The sequence below is a fragment of the Xanthomonas sp. JAI131 genome (assembly GCF_013410075.1).
GTDB lineage: Bacteria > Pseudomonadota > Gammaproteobacteria > Xanthomonadales > Xanthomonadaceae > Xanthomonas_A > Xanthomonas_A bonasiae.
Map to the genome: position 1 here is coordinate 1255889 of NZ_JACCCN010000002.1, position 13734 is coordinate 1269622.

General features: G+C 70.2%; 4 protein-coding genes. All 4 read right to left on the minus strand.

All coding sequences use genetic code 11. The features are described 5' to 3' along the window. Positions 1-4 precede the first annotated feature (4 nt). The gene (locus HDC36_RS12020) at positions 5-3379 is read right to left on the minus strand and encodes a hypothetical protein (protein WP_179567533.1); all 3375 of its coding nucleotides are present in this window, start codon (positions 3377-3379) and stop codon (positions 5-7) included. Then, positions 3376-11010: an SdrD B-like domain-containing protein gene (locus HDC36_RS12025; RefSeq protein WP_179567535.1), complete on the minus strand. Its 7635-nt coding sequence runs from the start codon at positions 11008-11010 to the stop codon at positions 3376-3378. Before HDC36_RS12025 ends, HDC36_RS12020 begins: the two co-directional genes overlap by 4 nt. Before the next feature lie 483 nt (positions 11011-11493). After that, complete coding sequence (locus tag HDC36_RS12030; protein WP_179567537.1) at positions 11494-12210, minus strand: response regulator transcription factor; 717 nt, start codon at positions 12208-12210, stop codon at positions 11494-11496. 69 nt (positions 12211-12279) lie between these two features. Next, complete coding sequence (locus tag HDC36_RS12035; protein ID WP_179567539.1) at positions 12280-13677, minus strand: ATP-binding protein; 1398 nt, start codon at positions 13675-13677, stop codon at positions 12280-12282. Positions 13678-13734: the final 57 nt, after the last annotated feature.

Genomic DNA, 13734 nt, shown 5'->3' on the forward strand with positions numbered 1-13734 from the left:
TTCCTCAGCGCGCCGGGTCGCGGTAACGGACCGGATCCCGGCGGAACAGGTCTTCGTCGAATTTGAAGCGCAGGCGCAGGAACACGCCCTGCTGGGTGTACTCGTAACCGGACAGGTCGCGGTCGGCGGTGTAGCCGGACCAGTTGTAGCCGGCCGACAGCCACAGGTTCTGGCGCAGCAGCCGGCCCACTTCCATGCCGTAGGCGTATTGGTTGGAACCGCTCTGGCCACGGAAGGTGGAGCCGAGCACGCCGATGTCCCAGTTCTCGGTGATGTCGTAGACCACGCGCCCGGACACCAGCACCGCATGGAAGCGGCTGTCCACGCGGCCGCCGTCGGCATAGGCGAAACGGTCCTGCTGCCACTTGCCGGCCACATGCGCGGTCAGCCACCACGGCCGCGACGGATGCCAGTCGGCATGGGTCGAGACGATGTGCGCGCGGCTGCTGATGTCCTGGCTGCTGCCGTCCACCGCCTGCCCGTCGAGCAGGGTCAGTCCGCTCTCGTCGCGCTCCAGCTTGTACTCGTAGCGGGCCAGCGCGTTGATCCGGTTGGTATCGGTATCGCGGTAGGCCACGCCCAGCTGGAAGCGGTTCTGCAGCACGTCGCCGCGCGCGGCGTAGTTGGTCTGCAGCAGGTAGTTGCGGCCGAGCAGGGTCCAGTCGCGGCTGAGCTTGCGCGCCAGCATGAACTGCACCAGCGTGGTGTCGAAGGCCTCGTCGGTCGCGGTCTGGGCGACGTCGCCGCTGATGCGGTACTCCACCCGCACCGAGCCGCGCCACAGCGGGTTGACGCCGTAGTCCAGCGCCAGCGCCAGGCCGGTGGCATCGCCGGTGTTGCCGTCGTACACCTTCACGTGTTCGGCCGAGCTGCTCAGGCGCACGCCCTCGCGCACGTCCCAGGTATTGCGGATGCCGGAGGCGGCCTGCACGTCGCGGCCGCTGATCGCATCGCGCATGCGGTACTCGGAGAACGCCTGGGTGTCGCGCACGTAGCTGCTGTCGATACCGAACACCAGCGCATCGGCCTCGCGGTCGGTGGTGGTGATGCCGTAGGCGCTGGTCAGGCCGGTCTGCTTCTCGTAGCGGCCGTACAGGCGGCTGCGTTCCAGCACCTGGTAATCGACGCCGGCAGCGATGCGGTTGCGGTCTTCGCCGGACACGCTCTGCTCGTACTCGGCGCCCAGCGACAGCTTGGCGCCGACGCGGTAGCCGGCGCCGATGCGCGCGCTGTCCGATTCCAGGCGGGTGCCGATCGGCAGGTCGCTGGCGGTGCCGGTGACGGCGCTGCTGGAACCGATCACCGGCAGGCCGGTCAACGGATCCAGCGGCTGCTGGCCGTAGCCGAGCGCGCCGCCGCCGGAGCCGGTGGCGAAGCCGCCGGTCAGACCACCCGTGTTGCCGTAGCCCAGGCCCGAGGACCACGGCGAGTACGCGCCGACGGTCTCGCGGATCGAACGCACACCGACGTCCAGGGTGAGCCTTTCGGTGGCGCCGACGCGCACGCCGGCACCGCCGGCATCGCGCTTGCCGCCGTCCGGATTGCGGTCCTCGCTGCGCAGGCCTTCGGCATACAACTCCACGCGCTCGGTCAGGTGGTAGTCGACCTTGACGTTGTACTCGCCGCGCCCGCCGAACAGCGGCGAGGCCGGGTTGTTGAACGCCGGATCGGTGCGCGCGGCGAACAGGTTGGCGTCGAGCTTGTCGCCGTCGTGGCCGAACTCCACGCGCCACGCATCGCCTTCGACGCGGCCGCTGAGGTCCTGCAGGCCCGGGGTGGCGACCTGGTTGATCGAGTTGGTGTTGATCTCGCTCTGGGTGCGCGCGAATTCCACCGCCATCGCGGTATTCGGGCCGAAGCGGTAGCCGGCGTTGACGCTGCCCATGCGGAATTCGGCGAACGGGTTGCGGTCGTCCACCACCGCGCCGCCGACTTCCAGCGCATCGGTCAGCCGCAGCTGGCCGTCGGCGCCGTAGACCCAGAAGCGCTCGGTGCCCTGGTCGAGTTCGTAGGTGATGCGCAGCGACACCGGATTGAGGTCGCTGTCGAACGAGGCCAGGAACTGGTTGAGCAGGATGCGCCCCGAGAACGGCTCGAAGCTGTAGTCCACCAACCGCGCCAGCGGCTGCACCGAGACGATCCGCGAGGGCTGGTTGCGGTCGCGCACGACCACTTCCACCCGCTCGCTGCCTTCCAGCACCGCGTTGTTGCGCAGTGCGTACGGGCCGCTGCCCTGGCTGGCGAATTCTTCGATCACCTGGCGCAGCGAGTCCTGGATGGCGAACACGTTGGAGCGCACGCGTGCGTTCTCGTAGTGCCAGCCCAGGCCGGTGGCGGTGCGGTTGTAGGTGCCGAGGCTGCGCTGCGGCATGCTGCTGCGCGCGCCGACGCCGGTCGCGGTGGCCAGCGTGTCGCCGGTCTGGAAATCGCCGTACAGCAGATAGCTGCGGCGGTTGTCCACGCGCACGTACAGGCGCTCGGCCGAGCGCGCGTCGAAGCCGCGCAGCGAGGAGTCGCCGTACACCGGATAGAACTCTTCCGGCTGGATGTCGCGCAGCAGCCGGCCGCGCACGTCCTTGTCCGAGTCGTAGGCGGCGGTGAGCAGGTATTCGCCCTTGATCCGGCCCTTGACGAAGAACGCGGTGCGCGCGGCAGCGTTGGCCTTGCCGTTGTTGAATTGCTTTTCCCAGCGGCGGATATCGCGTTCGAACACGTCGTCGTGATCGACCGGCGCGATCAGTCCGCTGTTGTCGCGGCGGCCGAAATTGATCACGCCCTCGATCAGGCCGGTGGCGATCATCTCGCGCATTTCCGGTACGAACCCGATCGTGCCTTCGGCGCTGTGGCCGCCGGCGCTGACCCGCAGCACCACGTCCTGCGGCTGGTCCGGCGCGAGCAGGTCGAACTCGGCCATGCCGTCGCGCACCGGCAGCTGCACGCCCGGGGTGACCTTGTCGGCATCGGCCGCGCCCGGCCCCAGTTCGTCGGTGCGCGAGCCCGGCAGCAGGATGCGGCCGCCGGTGTGTTCGACGGTGGCGAAGTGCTCGCCCTGCAACGGCTTGCCGGCGGCGTCGAGCAGGCGCACGGTCACGTGCACCGGGGTCTGGCCGTCGGCCGGCGCGCCATCGCGGTCGACCTCCACCTGCACCTGGTCCATGCCCTGCGCGGCGTGCGCGTCGAGCGTGCCGCGCGGCGCCAGCGTCTGCGCGGCGGCATCGGCGCTGCTCGGCGTGCGCGGGTACAGCGTGCCGGCCTCGCCCAGCACCGGGGTGAAGCGGCTGCTGCCGACCGTCTGCTGGGCCAGCGCCGGCAGCGCGGCCAGGGCGCAGGCGAGCAGGGTCAGCCGCGGCAGGCGGCGCGTCGTGACGGGCCGGCTCATGGCTGCACCTCCGCAGGAACGGTGACATCGGGCGGTGGGGTGCCGCGTGGCTTGACGATCGGCGCTTGCGCCGGGCTGTCGGTGCCCTGCTGCGGCGCGCGCAGCGGCTTGCTGCTGAAGCGCAGCGGCGCATGGCCGGTTTCGGTTTCCGGCGCGCGCACTTCGCCTTGCGTGCGGCGCGCCTTGACCTGCTCGATCACCGGGTTGGAACAGCTGCCCTCGACGAAGTCGGCGCGATGCAGTTCGCCGTTCTTGAGATCGATGAACAGGCTGTCGGCATCGCCGAGATTGCGGTTGCTGCTGGTGGTCAGGCGCGAGCCGACCGGCAGCGTGCTGGCATCGACCTTCAGCGTGTGGCTCTGCGGCGGCAGGCCGCAGTAGCTGTACTTGCCTTCCGAGTCGCTGATCACCCAGGTGCCGTCCTCGAAGTACAGGCGCACGCCGGGAATGCCGAGCTCTTCGCGGTCCTGCACGTGGTTGACGTTGCAATCCACGAACACCTTGCCGAGCACGCAGCCCTCCTCGGTGAACACGCCGCCGCTGACGCGCACGCGGTACTGCGCCTGGTTGGACGGCAACGAACCGGAACGCGGTTGCAGCGAGACCGGATCGATGCAGCCGCCCGCGATCGAACAGCCGTGCGCCTGCGCGCGGTTGATGCCGTCGCCCTGCTGCGCGCCGACGCCGATGCGCACCCGGTAGGTCAGCGCGATCTGCTGGCCGACCTGGATCGGACCGGTGGCGAAGCCCAGGGTCGGGCCGGGCTTGCCCAGCGGCTCGGCCACGGCCACGCCGTTGGCGCGCGCGGTGCCGTCGATGTAGGTGAAGCCGCGCGGCAGGCGATCGACCACGTTCACCGTCTGCAGCGGGCTGCCGGCGGTCTGGCGGATGGTGATGGTGTATTGCACGGTATCGCCCACTTCGGCGGTCTGGCGGTCGCCGGTCTTGGTGATGGCCAGGCCGGTGGCCACCGCGGTGTCCAGCGGAATGTGGTTGTGCACGATGCCGGCGGTGGCCGACCCGGCGAACAGCCGCAAGTAGTACTGGGTCGCGGTGCCGACCGGACCGGTCGGCGCCAGTGCGTTGGGCTGCACCTGGTAGTTGCTGCCCACCGCGCCGGGCGGCGACAGCGAACTGCCTTCGGCCGGGATCAGCGTGGAGACGAAGACGTAGCCGCCCGGCGGGGTCACTGTCAGCTCGAACTCGCAACGCGCCGGCGCCGCCGGGCCGAACAGGAACTGGTAGTAGCCGTCGTTGCCGACGGTCATCGACACCGCGTTGCCGTCGATGCGGTAGCCGCCGGCCGCGGCGTTGAGCAGGCTGGTGGCCGGGTCGTAGCCGGCGCAGACGCCGACCGGGGCCAGGGTGACGATCGCGCCGGGCACCGGGTCGCGGGTGACCGCGTCGTAGACCACGCCCGACGGATCCACCGGCAGGCTCTGCTGCGGCAGGTTCTCGCCGGCCTTGAGCACCACTTCCAGCTGGCTGATGCCGCCGTCGCTGACCCGGCACGAGCTGTTGCTGCCGTTGCTGATCGCCGCGTCGGCCGCGCACGGGGCGGTGGCGCCGGAAGCGGTCTCGCCGCTGACCGGGAACGCCCAGATGACCCCGGAGCTCGGATCGCGGAAGCGGATGTGCCACTTCTGCCCGGGGATCACGTCGCCGAAGCGGTAGCTGCCGTCGGCGGCGCTGAGCGTGGTCTTGACCACCTGGCCGCTGGTCGGATCGACCAGTTCGACGATCCAGTTCTGCAGGCGGCGATCGCCGCCGTCGAGCAGGGTGTCGTCGTTGCCGACGTCGAACCACACCGTGCCCGACACCGAGGCCGCCAACTGCACCTGGGTCGGCACGCGGCAGGCGTTCTGGGTGATCGCCGGATCGCACACCGGCAGCTGGGTCACGTCGCCCTCGAACGCGCCGCGTTCGGCCGGGGTCGGGCTGTGCGTGGCGTCTTCGCCGCCGCCCTGCACCAGCACCGCGTTGTTGACCGGGTTGCCGGTCGCCGCCGCGGCACCGACCGCGACCTGCACGTGGATGCGATCGCTGGCGGTCTGTCCGGGCGCGATCAGCGTACTGGCGTCGCAGCTGAAACGGTCGGCACCGACCGCGCCGGCGCAGGTCCAGCCGTTGCCGGTGGGCAGCGCCGCCAGGGTCACGCCCGGCGGCAGGCGGTCCTGCACCTGGTACACGCCGGCGGTCGGACGCGGGCCGATGTTGCGCACGCTGATCGTGTAGCGGGCGGTGTTGTTGACGGTGAACTTGACCGGGTCGGCGAGCTTGCTGACGACCAGGTCAGGGGTGTTGGCGATCTCGCCGAAGTTGTTGTCGATCGACTGCGCGCCCGGAGTCAGCACCACCGCGGAAATCGCCGACGGCACGGTCTCGCGCGGGGTCGCCACGCCATGCGTGGTGCCGCCAACGGTACCGGCGCTGGTGACGCCGTTGCGGGTGTCGGCCGGTTGATCCGGTTCGGTCACCGTGTAGGTGCCCGGACGCAGGTTCTCGAAGCGGTAGTTGCCCTGCGCATCGGTCTGCACGCTCAGTTGCACCGCGGCGCCGAGATCGTCGGTGCCGGTCAGCACCACGCGCACGTTGGCGATGCCCGATTCGTCGCTGCCGACCACGCCGTTGTCGTCGTTGTCGTAGTACACGCGGCCGGACAGCGACGACGCCGCCACTTCGCCGAAGTCGTAGTGCTGGCCCTGCTGGTTGGCGCCGAGCACGATGGTGGCGATCGCCGACGGCGTGGTGGTCACGCCGGTGGCGGTGCCGCCCTTGTCGCCTGGCACGGTCTTGCCGTTGAGGGTGCCGGTCGGCTGGGTCGGCTCGGTCACCGTGTAGGTGCCCGGCAGCAGGCCGATGAAGCTGTAGTTGCCGGTCGCATCGGTCTTGGTGGTGAGGTTCACCGCCTGGCCGTTCTGGTCGGTGCCGGTCAGCACCAGCTCCACGTCGGCCAGGCCGGTCTCGGCCGGGTCGATCACGCCGTCGTTGTCGTCGTCGCGCCACACCCGTCCCTGGATCGCGCTGCCGCTGGGGTTCTCGCCGAAGTTGAACTCGGTGCCGTCCAGGCCCGCGCCCAGCTGGATCTGCGAGATGCGGTCGGTGCTGGCCGCATCCGGGCCGCCGGGCGCGGCCACCGCGGTGCCGGCCACGCAGGTGCCCGCCGCGCACGCCGCGCCGCCGATCTGGCCGGGATTGATCGCGCTGGGACGGTTGCTGTACTGCCCGCTCGGCAGCGGCTCGCGCACGCTGTAGGTGAGCGTCGGATCCAGGTCGTCGAAGCGGTAGGCGCCGTTGCCGTCGGTGCTGGTGGTGGCCAGCACCGCGCCGGTGACGGCATCGAGCAGTTCCACGGTGGCGCCGGCGATCGCCGGATCGCCGCCGTCGCGCACGTTGTTGAAGTTCAGGTCCACGTAGACCCGGCCGGACAGGCTGGGACGACGCACTTCCGGGAAGTCGTAGCGCACGGCCGCGTCGGACGCGCCGACCGGAATCGTGGTGTAGCTGGAGTTGGGGCTGCCGGCGGCATAGGTGCCGCCCAGCGACGGCGCGCTGGCGCCGGCGACCGGCGGATCCACCGGCCCGTTGCGATAGCCGGTGGGCTGGGTCTGGGTCAGCGTGTAGCCGCTCGCGCCGGCCGCCGACAGGTTGTCGAAGCTGTAGCTGCCGTCGGCCGCGGTGGTGGTGCTGCGGTTGACCGCATTGCCGTAGGCGTCGGTGCCGCTCAGCACGATGGTGACGCCGGCGATGCCGGGTTCGCCGTTCTGGTGAACGCCGCCGTTGCCGCCCGCGCGGTCGCGGTCCTCGAACACGGTACCGGCCAGCGATGCCCGGGTGACCAGGATCGGCACGGTGGACGTGTTGTTCGGCGGGACGCGATCGACCTGCTCGGTGGTGATGGTCGCGGTGTTGTTGATCGCCGACGCGCCCGGATAGGCATCCCAGCGCACCGGCACCACGATGCGCAGCTTGCCGCCCACGGTGACGTCGCCGAGGTTGCAGGTCAGCGTCGCCGAGGCCTGGTTGCAGTTGCCGGTGCCGTTGGGCACTTCGCCACCGCCGCCGCCCGGGATCGGGCCCTTCTTCTGCCAGGTCACCTGACCGACGACCACCAGCCCGGCGGGCAGCGTGTCGCTGACCACGGTGCCGGTGCCGTTGAGCGGACTGCTGCCGCTGCGGTCGCGCGACAGGCTCGCGCCGGGACCGTTGTTGATGCCGTCGATGACGTAGAAGAACGGCTGGCGCAGGCCCACCGAGGTGGCGTTGGCCGGCAGCGCCGCATCCGGATCGGCATCGGGCGCGGTGGTGATCACGTGCTTGCTCACGCCCACGTCGGCGGAGGCGCGGATCGTGGTTTCCTGGCTGGCGCCGTTGTTGGCGGTGTTGCTGTCGGTCTCGGCGGACGTGGCCTGGGCCAGATTGCTGACCGTGTCGCCGGCCGCGCCGGGCGGGGTGTCGTAGCGGTAGCGCAGGTACAGCGTGCTGGTCTGGCCGGACGCGACCACGCCGGCGACGTTGTTGCTGAAGCCGATGCCGGGCATCAGACAGTTCAGCACCTGCACCGCGCCCACGGTCGGGTTGCTGCCGGACGTCACCGAACAGGCGGCCGGATCGAAGGTGCCGGTGGGCGTGGCCGAGGCGCCGATGAAGGTGACGGTGCGGCCGGACGGCGGAGTGAAGGTGTCGGCCAGGCGCACGTCGGTGGCGACCGACGGGCCGTTGTTGCGGATGGTGATGCGGTAGGTGATCAGGTTCGCCGCGGCATTGGTCGCGTCGAAGCCGAGCGGATCCACGCCGCCGGTGAAGCCGGTGTCCACCTTGTTGGTGATCAGGTCGACCTGGCCGGCCTCGAACGGCAGCTGCGCGCTCTTGCTGTCGTCGCTGGTGTCGGTATTGAAGTCGTAGGTGTTGCCGTCGCCGTCGGTGCCCGCGGTGGCATCGCCGTTGCCGTCGCCATCGAGGTCCACCACGAAGTCGGCGGTGTTGTCGAACTGGCGGCCGGTGTTGCCGCTGTTGACGTTGGGCCGGATCACCACCTGCAGGGTTTCGGTCTGCTCGTTGGTGAGCGAGGGCAGCGCCGGGCATTGCACGGTGACCTGCGCCGGCGCGCCGGTCGGATTGGCGTAGGAGGTGCCGCCGGCGTCGACGGTGACCGTCACCCCGGCGCCAGCGCTGGCGGTACAGGCCTGGGTGCCGGCACCGGTGCGCTGCGCGGACACCAGCACGAAGCCCGAATCGTTGGCCGGCAGGGTGAACACATCGCGGAAAATCACCCCCGGCACCGTCGACGGGCCGCGGTTGATGTAGGACATCACATAGGTGGTGTTGACGCCGGCGCGGCCGGGCGTGCCAGAGGAAATGGTCTTGGCGGTGGTGGCGACGTTGGCCACGCGCGCGATGCGGATCCAGTCCGAGGCCTGGTTGTTGTTGCCGTTGAGCTCGCCCACCGAACCGGCCACGGCCGCATCGATGCCGACCCCGGCGGTGTTGCAGAACGCGCCGCTGATGGCGGTGCCGCCGCAGGTGCCGGCGGGCTGGTTGAAGCTGTCGAACAGCGCGCGCTTGACCTGGATGACGATCTGCGCGCTGGCGCCGTTGGCCAGTGCGTTGGTGCCGGAGCGGCAGACCACCGAGGCGCCGTTGATGGCGCAGTTCCAGCCGACCGGGGCGGCGGTCACGCTGATCTGGGTGCGGCCGTTGACGAAGCCGGGCACGGTGTCGTTGACCACCACGCCGGTGGTGCTGTCCGGGCCGTTGTTGGTCACGGTCAGGGTGTAGCTGAGCGTGTCCTGGTTGGCCGCCAGCACGTTGTCGGCAGCGCCGGCACCATTGGTCTGCTTGGCGATGGACAGGTCCGCGCGCTCGTCGGTGGTGCGGGTGCCCGCGCCCGAGCAGTCGTTGCCGGTTTCCGGATCGCGGTCGATGCCGTTGCCGGTCAGCGGCTCGATCGAGCCGCCGGAGCCGCCGGTACAGGCGTTGTTGAGCAGGTTGGCCGAGGAACTGCGCGCACGCGTCAGCAACTGCAGCGTCGGCGCCTGCGCGCCCACCGCCAGCGGCAGCGAACCGGCGCCGAGGTCGCAGGTCACGTGCTGCACGCTGGAGCCGCTGTAGGCCTGGTCCACGGTGCAGGTCCACGCGCCGCTGGCGAACGCCACGCCCGGCTGCGCCACGCTGCCGTCCGGCTGCAACAGCTCTTCGCCGGTCGCCAGCGTATCCACCGTCTGCACCTGGCCGGTCGCCGGGCGCGGTCCCATGTTGCGCACGACGATGCTGCTGGTCATGCGACTGTCCAGATCGCTGCCGATGCCGCTCCACACCGGCACCAGCGCCGGGGTCTTGGTCTTCTGCAGCGACAGGTCGGCACCGTCGGCGAGCACGGTGAAGGTGGTGCTGCCGGTGTTGTCGGTGCTGTTCGCGTCCGGCGTGTCGGCGCTGGCGGTGGCGCTGTTGGTGACGTCGCCGCTGCTGTTGGTGCCGGACGCCGGCACCGTGCTCTCGATGGTGAAATCGGCTACGGCGCCGACCGCCAGGCTGCCGTTCAACGCGCAGGTGCGGGTGGCGTCGCCGTTGCTGTTGGTGCAGGTCCAGCCGGCCGGCACGGTGCCGCCGGTGGCCAGGAAGCCGGTGGGCAGGTTGTCCACGAAGCGCGGATTGACCGCGGCGCTCGGCCCCTGGTTGCGCACCTGGATGTTGAAGGTGACCGGCTGGCCGGAGATCGCCGGCGAGGGGTTGACGCTCTTGCTCAGCGCCAGGTCGGCGCCGGCGGTGACCGTGGTGGTCACGCTGCCGGTGTTGTTGTCGGGCAACGGATCCGGCGTGGAGCCGGCCTGCACGCGTGCGGTGTTGACGATGTTGCCGCTGGCCGCGGTGACGCGGGCGCGGAAGGTGAAGCTGCTGCTGCCGCCATTGGCCAGCGCACCGGCGTGGGTGGCGGTCATGCTGCCGCTGTTGAAGGTCCAGCCGCTGCCGCTGAAGCTGTTGGCCACGTACTGCACCGCGGCCGGCAGCGTGTCGACCACGGTGAAGCCGGCCGAAGCGCTGGGTCCGGCGTTGCGCACGGTGACGGTATAGGTGACCTCGGCGCCGGCGACGACCGGGTTCGGCGTGGCGGTCTTCTCCACGCTCAGGTCGCCCGCCGATTCCAGCGTGGTCGCTTCCAGGCGGCGATTGTTGGCTGCATTGCTGTCGCCGGCGAAGAACGGATCGGCATCGGCCAGCGAGGCGATCGGCGTGCTCGCCGCGGGCAGGCCGGTTTCCACGCCGATCGCGCCGCGGATCTCGATCGTGCCCGGGGCCAGGCCGACCGTGCTCACCGGCAACTGGAAGGTCACCGGCGCGCCGTTGGAAGAGAAGGTCCCGACCAGCGTGCCGACCCGGCATTCGATGCGCTGCGCGTTGCCGGCGGCCACGCTGCAGGAGGACGGCAACGGCGAGCCCGCCTGGGCACCGGCGGGCAGGTCGAAGATCACCACCGCGTTGTTGACCGTATCGGCGGCACTGTTCTCGACGGTGACGCTGTAGATCACGCTGCCCCCGGCCGGCGTGGGATCGTAGCCGGTGTCGGACAGGTTGGTGATCTGCAGGTCCGCGGCCGCGGCCAGCGCAGGCGCGGCCGACAGCAGGACGGCCATCAGCAACCGCAAGCGTCGCCCCGACGACGCCGTGGTCCGGTGGTGTTCGCAGGCGGCACGCGCCCACGCCCGCAGTGCAGCCGCACGGCTGCCGCGCATCAAATGATCCATGTGCCTCTCTCTCCCCAAGCATCCAAGCCGGACCCACGAACCGGCGCCCCAGGCCTAGGCCGTGCGGGGCGCGCTGACGATCGGGATCGGTACCCACCCCGAAAGCGCAGGCGAGGCCTGCCGGTGTGGTGGCGCGGATTCTGCGCAGGGGCGCGCAGGCAGTCAGTAGCAGCAGTTCGCGTTCGCTCTCACTTCCTCACACGTACAGCGAGACGCATGGCGCAATGGCAATGAGATGCGGCCCATGGCCGCACTGTGACGGGAGGCGGCACGCCGGCATGGCGGATGAAACGCGGCATTCTGTCTACCGATCGCGTGGCGTCGGCTCCGCGCGCGACGCGGATGCGGATGCGGATGCGGATGCGACGAAGACTAGGCGTTGTCGCCCAGCAGATATCCCTGCCCGCGCACCGCACGCAGCGGCAGCGTCGCGGCGGTGGCCGCGGTCACCCGTGCGCGCAGGCGATGCACCAGCACCTCCAGGCGGTGCGGATCGAAGTCCCACGGCGCGTCGGTGACCGCCGCGATCAGCGTGTCGCGATCCACCGGCGCGCCGCGTTGCGCGAACAGCGCCTTCAGCAGGCCGCGTTCGGCCTCGGTCAGCGCCAGCGTGCGCTGCGCTGGCGAGGACAGCGTCCAGCCGTCGTCGCTCAAGCGCCATTCCTGCGCCGGCAACGCCTCCGGCGATGCGGCAGGCTGCAAGCGCCGACGCAGATTGGCCAGTGCGGCGATCAGCAGTTCCACATCCAGCGGCTTGACCAGGTAGATATCCGCGCCTTGCAGCAAGCCGCGGGTCATGTCGGGATTGGCGCCGCGGCCGGTGAGCATCACGATGCCCGCCTGCGGCGCGATCTGCCGCAGATAGCGCGCCACCGAATAGCCGTCCTCGCCCGGCAGCCCGACATCCAGCACCACCAGATCGCAAACATGACCGAGCAGATGCCGGTACAGCGTTTCGGCGCTGCCGAAGCCGAGCACCTGCGCGCCTTCGTGGGCCAGCTCGTCGACGATGATCGCGCACAGCTCGGCGTCGTCCTCGACCACCGCGATGCGCACACCGTCCAGCACCAGGCCCTGCGAAGCGGTCATCGCCGGCCGCTCGCAGAAGGCGACGGCACGCGCGCGGCATACGCCAGGCAGCGAGCGCACGCCACGCGGCTAACCCTCCCCGCCATTCGCGCCAGCCATCGCAGGCGGCTGCGCATGCTCGTGCGGGAAGCTCAATACGAATGCGGCGCCGGTGCCGGTCTCGGCGTCGATCCAGATCCGCGCGCCATGCCGCTGCATCAGCCCGTTCGCCATCGCCAGGCCGAGCCCGGTGCCTTGGCCGGCCGGCTTGGTGGTGAAGAACGGCTCGAAGATCTTGTCGTGCAGATCCGCGGGAATGCCCGGACCGGTATCGCGGCACTGCAGCCAGGCTTCGCTGCCGACACGTCGGCCCAGCAAGGTCACCGTGCCGCCGTGCTCCATCGCATCGTCGGCATTGGCGACCAGGTTGAGCAGGATCAGCTCCAGCTGATGCCGGTCGAAATGCACCTGCAGCCCAGGCGGCACCTGGACATCGAGCGCGATGCCGGGCTTGAGCGCCTGTTTCAATAGCGGCTGCAGCGCCGCCACCAGTTCGCGCAGATCGAGCGCCTCGGCCTGGGTCTCGTCCTGACGACCGAAGCTGAGCAACTTCGCGCTGAGCGCAGTGGCGCGCCTGGCCGCCGCCTCGACGCCATCGAACGCCGCGCCGATCGCCTGCGCATCGCTGGCGCGGCGCCCCTGGCGCACGTAGCCCAGCACCAGGCTCAGCAGATGATTGAAATCATGGTTGAGGCCCGAGGCCAGGCGCGCTACCGCTTCCACCTTCTTGGCGCTCACCAGCTGCTCTTCGACCTGGCGCCGCTCCTCCACTTCGCGCCGCAACGTGTCGTGCGCGATGCCGAGTTGCTCGGCGCGCGCCTGCGCATCGCGCAGGCTCTGCCGCAACGCGGCCGACGTGCGGTCCAGCACCACCGCGATCAGCAGGAAGATGACACCGCTGATGAGCGCATCTCCGATGACGTCGTGCGGCTCGCCATTGCCCAGGTCCACGTACGTTCCGAGCGCGAACGACAGCGCGACAATGGCGAACATCATCCACAACGCCGGCCGTCCCACCGCCAGCGCGGCGATCGCCATCGGCACCACCAGCACCGGCTGCTCGAAGCGCTGTCCACCGAATCCGCTGGCGGCATAGCTCGCGAAGACCGAGATCGCGAATACGCACAGCGTCTGGTAGGCGGCCCAGCGGAACCGACCGAACCGGATCAGCACCACACCCAGCAGCGCGACCGCGCTGAACAGCGCGCTCAACGCCAGGCTGGTCAATTCGCCGGGACGCCACGCAACCGGCACTGCGATCGCGCGATATAGCCACGCAGCGACAGGCAAGGTCCCGAACAGCAACAGCACCACCTGGAACATCGGCGCATTGCGCAGATCCACCGGATCGGCGATGGGCACCGCGCGCAGCCATCTGGCCGGGCCGTGCAGCAACCGGTTGAATGTCCCATCTCCCCGCTTCAGCACCGCCAACCGCTCCTCCCCTCGCACCCCTGCGCGACCAGTATGCGACGATTGCGTCCC

Excerpts from the sequence above, each read along its gene's own strand:
- HDC36_RS12025 (WP_179567535.1), bottom strand. The coding sequence starts at position 11,010 with ATGGCCGTCCTGCTGTCGGCCGCGCCTGCGCTGGCCGCGGCCGCGGAC.
- HDC36_RS12030 (WP_179567537.1), bottom strand. The coding sequence starts at position 12,210 with ATGACCGCTTCGCAGGGCCTGGTGCTGGACGGTGTGCGCATCGCGGTG.
- HDC36_RS12020 (WP_179567533.1), bottom strand. The coding sequence starts at position 3,379 with ATGAGCCGGCCCGTCACGACGCGCCGCCTGCCGCGGCTGACCCTGCTC.